Origin of the sequence: Micromonospora sp. NPDC049089, from assembly GCF_040648775.1 — a bacterium.
Classification (GTDB): Bacteria; Actinomycetota; Actinomycetes; order Mycobacteriales; family Micromonosporaceae; genus Micromonospora.
The window spans coordinates 1-16,114 of sequence record NZ_JBEZEH010000172.1; the positions used below are offsets into that span (position 1 = coordinate 1).

10 protein-coding genes are annotated in these 16,114 nt (G+C 72.0%); 5 read left to right on the forward strand and 5 right to left on the reverse strand.

Annotated features, from left to right (window positions below; all coding sequences use genetic code 11):
- Positions 1-81 precede the first annotated feature (81 nt).
- Together AB0B48_RS25065 and AB0B48_RS25070 are read left to right on the forward strand one after the other, a co-directional pair.
- A complete protein-coding gene (locus AB0B48_RS25065) occupies positions 82-1,302 on the forward strand; it encodes a low temperature requirement protein A (protein WP_357205635.1) in 1,221 nt (406 codons plus the stop codon).
- Between the two features lie 47 nt (positions 1,303-1,349).
- Entirely contained in the window at positions 1,350-2,213 is an 864-nt protein-coding gene (locus tag AB0B48_RS25070) for a DUF1028 domain-containing protein (RefSeq protein WP_357205638.1), read from the forward strand.
- 36 nt (positions 2,214-2,249) lie between these two features.
- On the opposite strand, the gene AB0B48_RS25075 is transcribed toward AB0B48_RS25070, so the two are convergent.
- The gene (locus AB0B48_RS25075; RefSeq protein ID WP_357205641.1) at positions 2,250-3,137 is read right to left on the reverse strand and encodes a phosphatase PAP2 family protein; all 888 of its coding nucleotides are present in this window, start codon (positions 3,135-3,137) and stop codon (positions 2,250-2,252) included.
- Positions 3,138-3,307: 170 nt separating this feature from the next.
- Here AB0B48_RS25075 and AB0B48_RS25080 point away from each other — a divergent pair, with 170 nt between their 5' ends.
- On the forward strand, positions 3,308-3,976 hold the full coding sequence (locus AB0B48_RS25080) for a DUF3159 domain-containing protein (RefSeq protein ID WP_357205655.1): 669 nt from the start codon (positions 3,308-3,310) through the stop codon (positions 3,974-3,976).
- Positions 3,977-4,293: 317 nt separating this feature from the next.
- Here AB0B48_RS25080 and AB0B48_RS25085 read toward each other — a convergent pair whose 3' ends face one another.
- Positions 4,294-7,200, reverse strand: a complete 2,907-nt coding sequence (locus AB0B48_RS25085) for a glycoside hydrolase family 48 protein (protein ID WP_357205644.1) — start codon at positions 7,198-7,200, stop codon at positions 4,294-4,296.
- Positions 7,201-8,048: 848 nt separating this feature from the next.
- On the opposite strand from AB0B48_RS25085, the gene AB0B48_RS25090 reads away from it, so the two are divergent.
- On the forward strand, positions 8,049-9,392 hold the full coding sequence (locus AB0B48_RS25090) for a GH1 family beta-glucosidase (RefSeq protein ID WP_355008392.1): 1,344 nt from the start codon (positions 8,049-8,051) through the stop codon (positions 9,390-9,392).
- 79 nt (positions 9,393-9,471) lie between these two features.
- On the opposite strand, the gene AB0B48_RS25095 is transcribed toward AB0B48_RS25090, so the two are convergent.
- The 3 genes from AB0B48_RS25095 to AB0B48_RS25105 form a co-directional block, all read right to left on the reverse strand.
- Positions 9,472-9,885, reverse strand: coding sequence for a roadblock/LC7 domain-containing protein (locus tag AB0B48_RS25095; protein ID WP_355008432.1), 414 nt, complete (start codon positions 9,883-9,885; stop codon positions 9,472-9,474).
- Positions 9,886-9,890: 5 nt separating this feature from the next.
- Positions 9,891-12,425 (reverse strand): nitrate- and nitrite sensing domain-containing protein, encoded by a 2,535-nt coding sequence (locus AB0B48_RS25100; protein WP_357205647.1) that lies wholly within the window; start codon positions 12,423-12,425, stop codon positions 9,891-9,893.
- 99 nt (positions 12,426-12,524) lie between these two features.
- Positions 12,525-13,937: an FGGY family carbohydrate kinase gene (locus AB0B48_RS25105; RefSeq protein ID WP_357205650.1), complete on the reverse strand. Its 1,413-nt coding sequence runs from the start codon at positions 13,935-13,937 to the stop codon at positions 12,525-12,527.
- A gap of 204 nt (positions 13,938-14,141) precedes the next feature.
- On the opposite strand from AB0B48_RS25105, the gene AB0B48_RS25110 reads away from it, so the two are divergent.
- Entirely contained in the window at positions 14,142-16,064 is a 1,923-nt protein-coding gene (locus AB0B48_RS25110) for an anthranilate synthase family protein (protein ID WP_357205652.1), read from the forward strand.
- Positions 16,065-16,114 lie beyond the last annotated feature (50 nt).

Here is a 16,114-nt window from a genome sequence, read left to right on the forward strand (position 1 = left end):
TCGCCGGTTTCCGACCGTGCCTGGCGGTGGAAAGTGCTACCACTTCGAGGTGGACCGGACCGACGGCGCAGGCCGCTGACCATGGGTTTCAGGGCGGCAGGACACCTGGAGCCGGTCCCCGGGGCGGCCACACCGGGCCGGGCCACCTTCCTGGAACTCTTCTTCGATCTGGTGTTCGTCTTCGCGCTCACCCGGATCTCGGCGCGCGCGTTCGAGGACCTGGCCGAGGAGTCGGGCCGGAAGTACATCTGGGAGGCGGTCACCGGCAGCGGCAAGACACTGCTGTTGCTGCTCGCGCTCTGGGCAGTCTGGCAGGGCACCGCGTGGACGACCAGCCGTTACGACCCCTACCGGGTGCCGTTGCAGACCGTGGTGATCACCGCGTTGGTGTGCAGCATGCTGATGGGGGTCGCGATCCCCCGGGCGTTCAGCGAGACCGCGCTGATGTTCGCGGTGGCGTACGTGATCGCGCAGGTGACCCGGCCGGTGATCCTGTCGATCGCGCTGGGCCCGCACCCGTACCGCCGGCTGAAGGTGCGGATGGCGGTGATCTTCGCGGTGAGCGGGGTGCTCTGGATCGGCGGCGCGATGTTGGGCACCAACGGGCAGGTGGCGCTCTGGTCGGCGGCGCTGGCGGTGGAGTACCTGGCGGCCCGCTGTGGTTGGCCGGTGCCCGGCCTGGGCCGCTCGAGAATCTCGAAGTGGGAGATCGCCGGCGAGCACCTGGCCGAGCGGTACCAGCAGTTCTTCCTCGTCGCGCTGGGCGAGACGATCCTGGTGGCCGGTTTCGCGTACAGCAAGGGCCCGTACGAGACCGGGCACGCGTGGGCGTTCGCGCTGGCGCTGGCCACCTCGATCATGCTGTGGCGGATCTACGTGCAGCGGGCCGGGCGGATCCTGGGCGAGGCGGTGACGAAGGCCCGGCATCCCGCCAACATCGGCCGTTCCGCCGCCGATACCCACCTGGTGATGGTGATCGGTCTCGCTTCCACAGCGGTCGGATACGAGCTGATCATCGAGAGTCCGCTGGAGCGGATCCCCGGGCCGTGGCTGGTCATGGTGCTCGGCGGTCCGGTCCTGTTCCTGGCCGGGCGGTCCCGCCTGGAGTACGAGGTGTTCGCACGGGTCTCGCCGTCCCGGTGGATCGCCCTCCTGGTGCTGCTGGCGTCGGCCGTGCCGCTGCGGCACCTGCCCGGGGTGGCCGCGACAGCGGTCGGAGCGGTGGTGCTGGCCGCTGTCGCGGTGGCTGACGCCCGTCGGGCCTACGGCGCCCCACCGGAGGCCGCCGCGCCACCGTTCTGAGCCTCGCGTGCCCGCGTCACTGCGGCGCGGAAGGCTAATCTCGGCCGGTGACCTTCTCCCTCGTCGCCCGCTCCGCCGACGGCCGCCTGCACGGCGTCGCCGTCGCCAGCAAGTTCCTCGCCGCCGGGGCGTTGGTCCCGGCCGCCGCCGCCGAGGTCGGTGCGCTGGCCACCCAGGCCCACGTCAACCTCGCCTACCGCCCGCAGGGCCTCACCCTGCTACGCACCGGGGTGGCCCCCGCCGACGTGGTGGCCGGGCTGATCGCCGCCGACCCCGAGCGGGAGCACCGCCAACTCGGCGTCGTGGGGGCCACCGGTGCGGGTGCCACCTGGACCGGGCCGGCCTGCCATCCGTGGGCCGGCGGGCGGACCGGCGACGGTTGGGCCGCACAGGGCAACATCCTCACCGGGCCGGAGGTCGTCGACGCTCTCGGCGCGGCCTGGCAGGCGGGAGCGGCGCTGCCGTTCGCCGAGCGGCTCGTCGCCGCGCTGCGGGCCGGCGACGAGGCCGGCGGCGACCGGCGGGGCCGGCAGAGCGCCGGTCTGCTGGTGGTCGAGCGCAACGGTGGGTACGGCGGCACCAGCGACGTGGTGGTCGACCTGCGCGTGGACGACCACCCGGACCCGGTCGCCGAGCTGGGCCGGCTGCTCACTGTGCACACCATGCTGTTCGGCCGACCCGACCCGGCGACCCTGCTCGACCTGAGCGGCGCGGTCGCCGCCGAGGTGGCGGCGTTGCTCGGCGCGCTGGGCCACAGGGTGCACGAGGACGGCACGGAAGCGGCGTTGATCTCCTGGGCCGGGTTGGAGAACCTGGAGGAGCGGCTGGTGCCGGGCCGCATCGACCCGGTGGTGCTCACCCACCTGCGCGGTGTCGCCCCGCACGTCCCCGCACCCCGCGCCGCGAGCTGACCCCGCTCGGCCGCACAGGTGGCTACGCCGGACGGCTCAGCCCTTGACCCGGGGCACCAGCCGGTGCACGACGGTGAGCGCCAACGCCATCACCACCGCCATCGTGCCGGCGATCCCGGCGGCGCTGCCCGCGTACCCGACGAACAGGGGACGGCGGGCCAGCTCCTCCGGCCCGATGTCGCGCAGGTCGAGCAACCAGGACAGGGAGAGCCCACAGGCCACCAGGGCGAGCACACCACCGAGCCCGAGCACCAGCGCCGCGACCCGGTGCGCGTCGCCGGGGGCGATCTCGGCCTGCTCCCGCTGGGTGACCAGCAGCAGCAACCCGGCCAACGCCGCCCACACACCCACCACCAGGTACGCGGCGACGGCGTCGCTGGGTCGGTGCCAGCCGGCGGAGAGGGTGGCGACTCCGGCGACGGCGGCGTACCCGGCACCGATGAAGGCACCGACGGCTCGTACCTTGCGCGGCAGCACGAGCATCAGCGCGACCGCCACCGAGGCGGCCACCGTGGCGTGCCCGCTCGGGAGGCTGTTGCCCACCGCGGCGCGTTCCGGGTCGACACCGTAGTCGGGCCGGTTGAGCCCGTACTTGAGCAACTGGGTGGTGACGTTCGCTCCGGCGATCAGCAGGGTCGCGGTGATCGCCAGGGCGATCCGCCCTCGGATCAGCGCGATGAACCCGATCGTCGCGGTGGCGGCCAGCAGCGAAACCACCGACATCGCGTTGAGGATCTTGTCGACGGGGCCGTCGATGGTGTCCTGCCCGATCCGGTTGCCGGTGAGGGCGACCGTGTCCACCCACTGACCTATCTCGGAGTGCACGGCCACCCGCCACACGGCGAGGAAGGCGGCCGCCTGGACGAGGGCCAGTACGACCAACCAGACCGCGGTCCAACCCCGTGCCGTCGCGCGCATTCGCACACCGTAGCGGCAGGTGTCAGCGGTCCGACCGGTGGCCCGCCACCATGTGCCGGTTAGGTTGTGCCAGAGGCGAGGAGGCGGTGGTGAGCGGAGTACCCGAACGCGACAACGGCCCGACCCAACCCGGCCCGGAGCAGGGTGAAGGCGAAAATCCGGGGTCGGCGGGGCCGGTGCCGACGGGCGGCGACACCGGCCCGGGTGAGCCGGCGCGGGCCGAGTCGCTGACGGATCTGCTGGGCGGGCGACGCGGCGCGATCGACGCCACCCTGCCGCCGCTGGCCTTCGCGGTGGGCTGGCTGCTGGGCGGCGAGTCGCTGTGGGGCGGGGTCGGCGCGGCGCTGGCCGTGGGCGCGGTGGTGGCCGGCGTACGGCTACGCCGGGGTGACCGGCCGCGCTCGGTCCTGATCGGGCTGCTGGCCGTCTGCGTCGCGGCGTTGATCGCGGTGCGCACCGGCCGGGCCGAGAACTTCTTTCTGATCCAGGTGCTGTCGAACGCCGCGAGCGCTCTGGCGTGGACGGTCAGCATCGTGGTGCGGTGGCCACTGCTCGGTGTGCTGGTCGGCGCGGTGCTGGGCCAGCGGGCCGGGTGGCGGCGCGACCCGGCGCTGCTGCGCGGGTACGGCCGGGCCAGTTGGGTGTGGACGGTGACCTACCTGCTGCGGGTGGCCGTGTTCGTGCCGCTCTACCTGGGTGGGCAGGTGCTCGCGCTGGTGGTGGCCCGGGTGGCGCTGACCTGGCCGCTGGTCGCCACGGCGCTGGCGCTGAGCTGGCTGGTGCTGCGGCGCTCGCTGCCGGCCGGGCACCCGGGGTTGCGTCACCCGGTCGCGCCGCCGCGCTGACAACCGGTCCCGCCGGTCGGACTCGGGGCAAAAAAGTGGAGAGGCCGCCACGGGGGGAGCGGCCTCTCCGGTGACGTACGTTACTCCGTCACAGACCTCGGTGTGATCCCGCGACGGCCCGAATTTCTGGGCTTTTTCGCGGCTGGCTCCAGTCCGGGCGGTGGGGTGGGCCAGCCGATCCGCTGCGTCGGCCAGATGGCCGGCCCACCCCGGCCTGACCGTGGGTGTCAGGCCGTCCCGCCGGCCCCGGTCCGTCGTTCCCCGGACCGGGGCCGAATCCCGGGGAGGGCGGTCCACGCCACCCACCCCGGGTCGTCTCAGCCGTTCGGGAACATGCTGCCGTAGTCGGCGTACGCCATGGCGACGTCAGCCTGTGCCCAGAACCGGTGGTAGTTGAACTCGGGCTCCGGACCACCGTTCAGGTACGCCTGCACCTTGGGCCAGTCCGGGTCGTTCTTGTAGAAGGACCGGATGTCGAGGAAGCTCTTGCCGGCGGCGATGGCGTCGCCGTTCGGCATCTTCCCGGTCCAACCCGACGGGACGTAGAGGCCCTGCCCGGTGGACGCGTTGTAGACGTCGTCGAAGCGCCGGTAGTCGCCACGCTTCTCGGTGGTGGAGACACCCTTGGCGTCGCTGGCGGCCGACAGCGCGTCGAGCAGCCCCTTGGCGGTGGTCTTCGCCGCCGCGTTGCCCGACTTGGCCGCGTACGCGATCAGGATCCGGGCGTAGGCGGCGGTGACGCCGACGTCCTGGCCCTTGCTGATGACCTCGACGTGCAGGCCGGTGTTGGGCTGCGGGTTGGACGGGTTCCAGGTGGTCGGCTGACCGGTCCACGCCATGTCCGACGGGATCGACCAGTTGGTGCCGAGGGTGGTGTTGGCGATCGCCCAGGGCACCCACTTGTCCAGCAGCGCCTTGGCCTTCGCGTTGCCGGTCTGCTGGTACAGCTCGGCGATGCGCTGCATCGACCAGGCCTGCATACCGAACCACTGGTTCGACGGCGGGTCGTTGTAGACCGGGTCGACGTCGTAGAACATGCCGTAGAAGGTGCTGGTGCCGGACGGCGGCTGGGCGTAGCTACCGTCCCAGCTGTTCGTGGCGCCACCGGCGATGCCACCCTCGGCGGACTGCAGCCAGGTGTAGAACTCCAGCTGCCGCTCGAAGCTCTTGGTCCAGTCGGCGACCGCCGTCGACGACTGCGGCTTGAGCTCCGGGGTGTTGGTCAGCGCCCAGGCCGCGAACGGGTTCTGGTAGCCGAAGTGGTTGTGGCTGGAGCCGATCCGCCAGGACCAGTTCTGGCTGGCGTCGTACGCGCCGCCCCAGGCGTAGTACCAGGAGAGCAGGTAGTGCGCCGAGTCCTTGCCGCTGCCGGCGGGGCAGGTGCTGGCCCCGACGCAGTTGCCGATCTTCTTGAAGTACTTGTCGAACATCGCGTACCGCAGGTAGTCGCCCATCTTGGCGGCCTTGGTGATGGTGGCAGCGACGTCGGCCTGCTTGTTCTGCGCCTTGGACCAGGTCAGCGCCCAGTACGCGGCCTGCACGGCGCGGGCGTCGGCGTCCGGGGCGTTGGTGTACTTCCACTGCTTGGCGGGGGCGCCGGTGTCCTTGACGAACAGGTCGAGGTAGCCGTACTGACCGCCGTGCTTGAAGGTGTCGCAGGAGGGCTGCGGGATGGTTTCCCACACCGACTCCTGGGTGCCCCGCTGGAAGGTGTTGATGTAGGCCGGCTTGGTGGTGCCGTCACCGCAGCGGCCGAAGCCGTAGGTGTTGTCGACGTCCATCAGCCAGTGCATGCCGTAGATGTCGCCGGTGCCGTAGGTGGACTGCAACTCCGAGCGCAGCGGGTCCTGACCGACCGAGACGTTCGGGTTCAGCGCCGACGGGTACTGGCTGGGCAGGTTGTACTCCGCGGCGTACTGCGGGGTGCCCGCGGAGCCGGCGGTCGGCTGGTCGGCGTGCGTGGGGATGATGTACTTCTCCATCACCGTCCAGGCGTTGTTGAACGGGGCCCAGTTCTGGGTGACCTTGCCGTAGTAGGCCTCCAGCCAGAGCCAGAAGCTGAACGCCTCCGAGGTGGTCTCGTGGCCGTGGTCGGGCGCCTCGACGATCAGCGTCTCCACCGAGTGGTACGGCACGCCCTCGGGGCTGAAGTAGCCCGAGTTCTTGATCTTGCCGTACTGCTCGAGGAACTTCGCGGTGTAGGCGTTGTCGCCGCCGGGGGTGTCGTTGTCGATCTCGGTGGCGCTGACCGCCAGCGAGGCGAGACCGGTGGCGGACGCGGTGATGGTGGCGGCGCCACCGACGGTGTCGGCGTCCTCCGCCGCGGCGACCGTGACGGTGACCCCGGTGTTCCAGTTGCTCGGGGTCAGCGTGACCGTGGCCGGCGAGACCGTGACGTCGGTGTCACCGGTGCGGGTGAGGGTGACCGGCACGTTGGCCGTCGGGGCGGCGCTGAGCTTCAGGTTGAAGGTGGCGCTGCCACCCTCGGCGACGCTCACCGCGGACGGGGTGGCGACCAGTGTCGGGCCGGTGGCGGCCCCGACGGTGAACGCCTTCTCGTCGACCCCGATGCCGTTGGCGTTGTCGTACGCCTTGGCCTGGACGGTGTAGCTGCCGGCCGGCAGGTCCTCCTGCGTGTACGCGTACGGGGCGGAGGTGTCGGTGTTGATCAGCAGGCCGTTGCGGTAGAACTCGACCTTGCTGATCGTCCCGTCCGGGTCGCTGGCGGTGGCCGTCAGCGGCACGTCGGCCGGCGCGGTGAACGGCCCGGTCGGCAGGCCGAGGGAGACCGTCGGCGGCTGGTTGGCCGGGGTGCCGTTGCAGGGGGTGCCGTTGAGCGTGAACGAGGTGGGCTTCGGGTTGCTGCCCGAGTGGGCGCCGTTGAAGCCGATGGTGGTGGAGGCCCCGGTGGCAAGGTTGCCGTTGTACGACTCGTTGGTCGCGGTGACCTCGCTGCCGGTCTGGCTGTATCTGGCCGACCAGCCCTGGGTGACCCGCTGACCGCTGGTCGGGAAGGTCCACTTGAGCGTCCAGTTGCTCACCGGGTCACCCAGGTTCTTGATGGTGACGTTCGCGGTGAAGCCGGTGTTCCAGTCGTTGGTCGCGTAGACCACGTCGCAGGCCGGTGCGGCCTGTGCGGCGCCGGCAGGCAGGGTCACCCCGCCGATGGCGAGCAGCGCGGCGGCGGCGAGCGCCACGCGGCGGCGTATTGCCAGTTGTCTCATGTGCGCGGTGTCTCCTCGGACCAGGCCGGGATGGTCCCCGGCGAGGCGCCTGCCCGCGACGGTGGTGGTGGTCCGCGGGGATGTCGAGGCGCCGGGAAGGTGGTCTTCCCCGGGCCCGGCCGGGGTAGGGCGGTCGCGGCCCGCACGGGAGGGGGCCCCGCCGGCTGCGCTCGGGTGACCGTGACCGGAGCTGGCGCTGCCGGCTGCCCTCGGTGGACCCGCACTCACGCGATGTGGCTCCTGTCGCGTCGAATCGACAGTGTGCCATGGAAGCGCTCCCACAACAAGCGCACGGAGCGCTGGATCAGCTCCTTGTTTCGATCTCGTTTTGGGTCTTTCACAAAGGCGTGACGGGCGTTACAGTCGCAACATCGGTCGATGGGAGCGCTTCCATCGACAAGGTTCCAACAAGAAGATCGCTGGGGTCGTCCTGACGAGCCCAGGGAACCAGACCGAGGGCCGACGACGGGCCAGCCCGGACGCCGTCGTCAGCCATCGTCCCGCCACAGGGAGGGAGGTGGAACCAGAGCCACTCGCGTGGCCCGGCTCCCGCGCGACACGCACGGCAGGACCCAAATTCCGCCCGTGTGTGTGCAGTTACGGTGGGGACGGGGGTTGCCCTCCCCCGTCCCCACACTAAACCCCCGTACACGATAGGAAAAGAGGCCGACGGGACAGGCGCGCCGCGCCGCCCGGACGGCCTCGTTCGCTGCTCGGGGCCCACACCCGCCTCCCAACCGCCAGCACCGGCCGTTCTGACGGCCGGCTGACCGGCTGGCAGCGCCTGCCCTATCATGGGAGCGCTCCCGAATCTTTCGGCGGTGGCCCCGTATCCATGAGGAGAATCCATGTCGATACCTACCGGGCCCGCCGGCCCGCTGCGCTTCCCGGACAACTTCGGCTGGGGCGCGGCCACCTCCGCCTACCAGATCGAGGGCGCCGCCAAGGAGGACGGGCGCGGCGAGTCGGTCTGGGACACCTTCAGCCGCGTCCCAGGTCGCACCCGAAACGGCGACACCGGCGACGTGGCCATCGACCACTACCACCGCTACGCCGAGGACCTCGACCTCATGCGCGACCTCGGGTTGCGCAGCTACCGCTTCTCCATCTCCTGGCCCCGGATCCAGCCCGACGGCACCGGCACGCCCAACCAACGCGGCCTCGACTTCTACCGCCGCCTCCTCGACGGCCTGCACGAGCGCGGAATCACCCCGATGGCCACCCTGTTCCACTGGGACCTCCCGCAGGCGCTCCAGGACGCCGGCGGCTGGGAGTCACGCGACACCGCCCACCGCTTCGCCGACTACGCCGACGTGGTCTTCCGCGCCCTTGGCGACCGGGTGCCGGCCTGGCTCACCATCAACGAACCCAAGACCGTGGTGCAGAACGGCTACCTCACCGGCCACCACGCCCCCGGGCGGCAGGACCCGGACGCCGCCTACCTGGTCGCTCACCACCTGCAACTCGCCCACGGGTACGCCGTCGCCGCGCTGCGCGCCACCGGCAGCGACAGCCGCATCGGCCCCGCTCTCAACCTGCACCCCTGCTACCCCGCCGACGACTCCCCGCAGGCTGCCGCGGCCGCCCACCTCTACGACGCCTACGAGAACCGCCTCTACCTCGACTCCCTGCTCAAGGGCAGCTACCCGGAGGACCTGCTGGCCGACCTGGGCCCGCAGAGCCGGATGGCCCAGGGCATCCGCGACGGCGACCTGGAGACCATCTCCGCGCCGGTCGACCTGCTGGCGGTGCAGTACTACACCCCGATCTACGTCACCGGCGACGGCGGCACCACGCACCGCTGGGAGACCTCCGAGGCCGAATGGCAGCAGATCTACCCCGAGGGGATGTACGACCTGCTGACCCGAATCACCCGCGAATACGGGCCGATCCCGCTCACCATCACCGAGAACGGGCTGCCCACACCGGACACCCTGGGCGCGGACGACACCGTCCAGGACACCGGGCGGATCAGGTTCCTGCGCGACCACCTCACCGCCGCGCACCGGGCCATCGCCGAGGGAGTGCCGCTGGAGAGCTTCCACGTCTGGTCACTGCTCGACAACTTCGAGTGGGACCAGGGCTACGACCAGCGCTGGGGCCTGGTCTACGTGGACTACGCCACCCAGCGTCGGGTGCTCAAGAACTCCGCCACCTGGTACCGCTCGGTCATCGCCGACGGCGGCTTCTGAGCGCGCCGCCACCCGGACGCCCGGGCCCGGACGGCTCGGCTCGGGTGAGCCGCGACCGTCCGGGCCTCGGCCGGCTCATTCAGCGGGGCAGCGCCTGCTGCAACTCCGCCCGCAGGGCCGGGGTGAGCATCTCCCCCGCCTGCTTGGCCAACCGGGCCATCTCGTAGCCGACCACGCCGATGTCCGCGTCACCGGCGGCCAGCGTGGCCAGAATCGAACCGTCGCGGATCTGCATCACAAGGAAGTAGCCTCGGCCCATCTCGACCACCGTCTGCTTGACGATATCGCCGTCGAACATCGAGGCCGCGCCCGCGGTGATACTCATCAGCCCGGAGGTCACCGCGGCGAGCTTGTCCGCGTTGTCACGCGGCAGGTGATCGGAGATCGCCACCAGCAGCCCGTCGGAGGAGACCACCACCGCGTGCGCCACACCCGGCACCCGCTCCGCGAACGCGCTCACCAGCCAGCTCAGGTCACGCGCCTCCTGGCTCAACGTCGTCACTGTCGTCGTCCCCCTTCGTCGTGCCCCCCGGACGGTGGCACGGGTATCTCGGTGGTGTCCTCAGCCTCGGCGCGCCGTACTCCGCTGTAGAGCCGCGAGAGCATGCCGCCGACCGCCTCCGGGTCCGGGTCGGTGCGGGTCGGTGCCGTCATCGGTTGTGCCGAACGGGTGACCGCGCTCAACTGCGCCATGGGCACCCGCACCGGCAATCCCCGCTCATTGGTGCCGGCGGTCACCGGGATCGTCGGTGGCGCCGCCGCGGCGGGCACCACCGGCGCTGGGCCCTGCCGCGAATACCAGCCCCCGCCGGCACCGCGAGCGGCTGCGGGGGTCAACACGTCCTCGGCGCGTACCGGCACCGGGCGGCCCTGACGCGGCACGCCGACGCCCGGCGGGCGACCGGCCACCGGCAGGTCCCGCACCGCGCCGTTCACCATCGGGGCAGCGGCCGGCCGGGCGGCCCCAGGCTGCGGAACCACCCCTCGTGCCGCGCTCGCCGCCAGCATCCGCGCCGACGGGGGCGCGTCCAGCTCCACGTTGCCCGGCGGCGCCAGCAACTCCGCGGGCAGGGCGAGCCGGGCGACCAGGCCGTCCTCGCCGCCCTGCAACCGCACGCGGACGCTCAACCGGGCCGCGAGGTGACTGACCACGAAGAGCCCCATCCGCTCCACCGCCGCGACGTCCGCGGCCGGAGGGGTGGCCAGCACCTCGTTCGCCTGCACCAACGCGGTCGGGCTCATGCCCAGACCCCGGTCGACGATCTCGATCAGCGCACCGCCCGCTTCGACCCGGGCGGTCACCACCACGACGGTGTCCGGGCGGGAGAAGGCCGTGGCGTTCTCCAGCAGCTCGGCGAGCAGGTGCACCAACTCGCCGACAGCGTGCCCGACCACGTGCACGTCGGCAACCGACTCGATCCGGACCCGCTGATACTGCTCGATCTCCGCGGCGGCAGCCAGCAGCACCGCACCGAGCCCGACCGGCCGGTTCCACCGGCGGGTGGAGTCGGTGCCGGCGAGCACCAGCAGGCTCTCGTCGTTACGGCGCATCCGGGCGGCCAGGTGATCGAGCTTGAACAGGTTCTCCAGCTGGTCCGGGTCGCTCTCCTCGCGCTCCAGGTCGTCCAACAGCTCGAGCTGACGCTCCACCAGCACCTGGCTGCGGCGGGCCAGGTTGACGAACATCGCGTTGACGTTGCGCCGCATCAGCGCCTGCTCGACGGCGACGGTGACCGCGCTGCGGTGCACCGCCACGAACGCCTCGGCCAGCTCGCCGATCTCGTCGAGTGAACGGACCACCGCCGGCGCGACGTCCATGCGCGGCACCCCACCGGTGACGGTCTTCAGTCGGTCCAGGGCTTCCGGCAACTCGACCTGGGCGATCCGCAACGCCTGGCTGCGCAAAAGCCGCATCGACCGGGCGACCGAACGCCCGATGAGCAACGAGATCAGCAGCGCGGCCAGCAGGACCGTGACCACCCCGCCGACGACCAGCAGGGTCGTACGCAGCTGATCGTCGCTGGCCTCCTCGGCCTGGCGGACAGCGTCGTCGAGCACCCCCGCCTCAAGCTGACGCAGCAGCTCCTGACGCTGCTGGCTGGCCGACCACCACTGCTCCGACGGCAGCACCTGCGGCGACGCGCTGCCGGAGGACAGGCTGCGCTCCTCCAACCCGGTGGCGACCAGGAACATCGGCGACACCGAGGTCTCGTCGTAGCGGCGGATCTGCTCACTGGTCGCGGCCACCCGGAACGCGCCGAGCGCGGTGAGTTGCTGACCGCGCAGGTCGGCGAGGATCACCCGGTCCTCGGTGCCGTACGCGCCGGCGCGGGCGGCGGCGTAGAGCTGGGCCCGCACCCGGGAGGACAGCTCCTTGACCCGGGCCAACTGGACGTAGCGCAGCACCGCGTCGTTCAACGCCGGCTGGTTCTGCCCCGGCGTCGGCTCGGCGAGCAGGTCGAGCAACGCCCCGACGGCCCGGTGGTAGTTGCCCAGGATGGTCTCGGTGCTGAGCACCGCCGGTGGGATCGCTGAGCGGATGTCGACCACCTGGTCGTACGCCTCCAGCGCCTCGGAGAAGGCCACCCGCCAGGACGCGTCCGCGTCGGCCAACGGCTCGGCGGCCCGGCTGAGGTCCACGATGGCCTTGTCGGTGGCCTCCTGCAACGGCTTCAGGTCGTTCGCCGCGGCCTGCCGGTCACCACCTTTCCGCAGCTCACCCAGCTCCCCCGCCGAACGGTCACGCTCCTGCTGGAGCTGGTGCACCGCCGCCGTGATCTGCCGGCCGATGCCGACCTGACTGGAGAAGTCGTTCAACGCCGTCGTCCGCCCCACCAGGGTGCTGGTCTGCACCCCGGCGAGCAGGAGGAACGCCATCGACGGCACCAGCAGCACCGTGGCGAGCTTCGTGCTCATCCGCCAGTCGCGCAGCCGGAACGGCGACCGCCGTCGATGCGGAACGACTCGGACATCGAAGCGACGTCGGCGATGGTTCGACACCGCGCCGTTCGCCGGGTCGGGACCTGCCGCCACCCTGCCTCCTCCGTCCTACCGCGTCCACCGCGGTCGGGGGAGCGCAGTCCATCCAACCAGGCTCGGTACCGCTGTCAACGGCCCGGGCGAGGCCGAGGTTCAGGAAGGATACTGCGGGTGGGAACGTCCTGCCGTGGTCGGTAAAACCAGCTCGTCCGTCCGGCCGATGTCGGCGAGCTGGATCGCGTCACCGAAGCGCCCCAGCGCCACCAACGCGGCACCGGTGGCGCCAATCTCCGGGTTGCGCTGATGCGACACCGGTCGCGGGGCGAGCGCGGTCGCGAAGGCCTGCCGCCACCACACCGAGGCGGCCACCGCACCGCCGCCCAACACCACGCCGACCGGTTTGTCGATCGTGGACTCCAGCACCCCGAGATCCTCGGCGACCAGCTCACACAACCCCTGCATCAGCCCAGCCAGGATGTCGACCGAGGTGGTGCTGAAACTCAGACCGCGCAGCTCACCACTGCCCGCCGGGGCCAACCCCGGCGCCCGGTCGCCACCGAAGCGGGGATTCGCCGGCCGGCCACCACCCGTCGGCACCAGCGCCAGCGCCGCGTCCAGCTCAGCGCCCTGCGGCAACCGCAGCTCCCGGTCCGCCCAGGCGAAGAGGTTGCCCCCGTTGGCGTACGCGGCCCCCGTCACCACATGCTCGTGGTCGACCCGGTAACGCCACAACCGTTCGGGCAGGCGCGGCATCGGCTCGCCCGCCGGAATCCGCTGCATCAGCCGTACGGCGGCGGAGGTGCCCACTGTGACAGCGGCCCGGCTCGGGTCGACGCAGCCCGAGCCGACGTTCGACGCCCCACCGTCGCCCACCGGCGGCGACCAGCGGGCCTTCGCCAGTTGCGGCCACCGACGAGCCAGGTCGACCCGGAGCCGGCCGTGCCAGTCCAGCTCGCCCAGCGGCGGCAGCTCCGCCGGCCGCGCCTCGGCCAGCGTCAGCGCCTCCTCGTCCCAGCTCAGGGTGCGCAGATCCAGCAGACCGGTCCCGGAGGCCTGGGAGATCGACATCGGCGCCGAGTCGAGCAACTCGCCCAGCACGTACTCGGGCAGACCCACGAACCGGGCGATCGGGGTGCCGGACTGCTCACGCAACCAGGGCAACCGCATCGACCAGTACGAACGGTGCCACCAGCAGCCGGTGCGCTGGTGGAAGCCGTCCGGGTCGGCCGGCCCGGGGGTGCGCCCGACCGGGGCCGGTCGGGTGTCCAGCCAGGTGACCACCGGGCCCAAGGGAGCGCCGTCGCGGTCCAGCGGGAGCACCGAGTGCCACTGGGCGGAGACCGCCACCAGGCCGACGTCGTGCAGGTGCCCCGAGTCGGCCAACTCGTCCAGGCACTCGACCAGGCTGGCCAGATAGTCCCGACCGGACAGCGTGCCGGTGCCGTCGTCGCCGATGGCGAGGTCGACCTTGCGGCGGGCCAGAGCGCCGGGCAGCGGCTGGGCGTCCGCGTCCAGCACCAGCCCGCGTACCGAGGAGGTGCCCAGGTCGAGCGCGAGAATGTTCATCGCCGGTCAAGTTACCCCGTGCCAGCCGGCCGACGGGCGCGTAGGGTGGATCACATGCTCGCGCAGTTGACCGTTTGGTGGCCCGCCGACCCGGCGGCCATCTCCCGCGCGTAGCTCCATCCACGCGGCCGCCATTGAGGCGGTCGCCGGATCTCCCGGCTCAAGGGCCGCCCGACGGCGGCACCGAGCCCGACGGAGACTCCGATGACCCACCTGACCGACCTGCTCGCCGCCGTCGCCAGCGGCGTCGACCCCGGCCCCTTCGCGCTTCTGCGCCGTGAGGGCGCGGACGACCTGGACCTGTTTGCCGGCCCGGTCGACACCGTCGAAGAGCTCACCGACCTCCCATTGCCGGCGGGCCCGTCCGGGGCGCGGACGCTGGCCCTGGTGCCGTACCGGCAGATCACCGAGCGCGGCTTCGCCTGCGTCGACGACGCCGCCCCGCTGGAGTTTCTCCGGGTCCGCGAGCACCAACGGATCACGCTGACCGACGCCCTCGCCGCGCTGCCCGACGAACCGGTGCGCACCACCGACGCGGGCTTCGACGTCAGCGACGACGAGTACGCGCGGACCGTGCAGCGGGTGCTGTCCGAGGAGATCGGCCGCGGTGAGGGCGCGAACTTCGTCATCCACCGCGCTCTGCACGCCACCGTGCAGGGCCCACCGCTGAGGGCCGCGCTGGCCGCGTTACGCCGGCTGCTGATCGCCGAGCGCGGCGCGTACTGGACGTTCGTGGTGCACACCGGCACCCGGACGCTGGTCGGCGCCAGCCCGGAGCGCCACGTCAGCGTCGACGACGGACTGGTGATGATGAACCCGATCAGCGGCACCTTCCGCTGCCCCGGTGGCGTCGCGGACCGGGCGGCGCTGCTGCGTTTCCTCGCCGATGAGAAGGAGATCGAAGAGCTGTACATGGTGCTCGACGAGGAGCTGAAGATGATGGCCGCCGTCGCCGAGCAGGGTGGGCAGGTGATCGGGCCGCAGCTCAAGGAGATGTCGCACCTGGCGCACACCGAGTACCTGCTCGCCGGGCGGGGCACCCGCGACGTGCGGGAGGTGCTGCGCGAGACCATGTTCGCCCCCACCGTCACCGGCAGCCCGATCGAGAACGCCTGCCGGGTGATCGCCCGGCACGAGCGCCGGGGCCGGGGCTACTACGGGGGTGTGCTGGCGCTGCTCGGCCACGACGAGGCCGGCCGGCAGACGCTCGACGCCCCGATCCTGATCCGGACCGCCGAGATCTCCCCCACCGGCCGACTGCGGGTGCCGGTCGGCGCGACCCTGGTCCGGCACTCGACGGCGGCCGGCGAGGTGGCTGAGACGCACGCCAAGGCCGCCGGGGTGCTGGCCGCGCTCGGCCTCGGGCCGGCGGCGTCCGTCGGCGACCGCGGGCCGGTCGCGCGGCTGGACGACGACCCGGCGGTACGCGACGCGCTGGCCGCGCGCAACGCACCGCTGGCGCGGTTCTGGCTGGACCAGCGGTCACCGGACGCGCCCGGACTGCCCGGGCTGGTCGGCCGCCGAGCGTTGATCGTGGACGCCGAGGACACCTTCACCAGAATGCTGGCCCACCAACTGAGCGCGTTGGGTCTCGCGGTGACCACCCGCGCCTGGCACGCGAGCGGCCCGGTCGACGACTACGACCTGGTGGTCGTCGGTCCCGGGCCGGGCGACCCGGGCAGCGCGGCCGAGCCGAAGATGCTGGCGCTGCGCAAGCTGCTGACCGGGCTGCTGACCACCGGCCGTCCCACCCTCGCGGTCTGCCTCGGTCATCAGGTGCTGGCCGGGTTGCTGGGGCTGACGCTGCACCGCCGGGACGCGCCGTATCAGGGGTTGCAGCGGGAAGTGCCGGTGTTCGGCCGCACCCGCCGGGTCGGGTTCTACTCGACGTTCACGGCCCGCTCAGACGCCGACCGGCTGGCCACCGCGTACGGGCCGGTGGAGCTGGCCCGCGACCCGGACGACGGCGCGGTGCACGCCCTGCGGGGCCGGGGCTTCGCCGGGGTGCAGTTCCACGCGGAGTCGGTGCTCAGCCCCGACGGGCTCGCCGTGCTGAGCGAGCTGCTGACCGACCTGCTGCCCGCGTCACGCCCGGACGAGCTGTCCGCGATCCGCGAAGGCGCATAGTCGGCCCGGCCCGGGGGTAGGGCTGGATGGACCGGTGGCGCGGGCGGGCC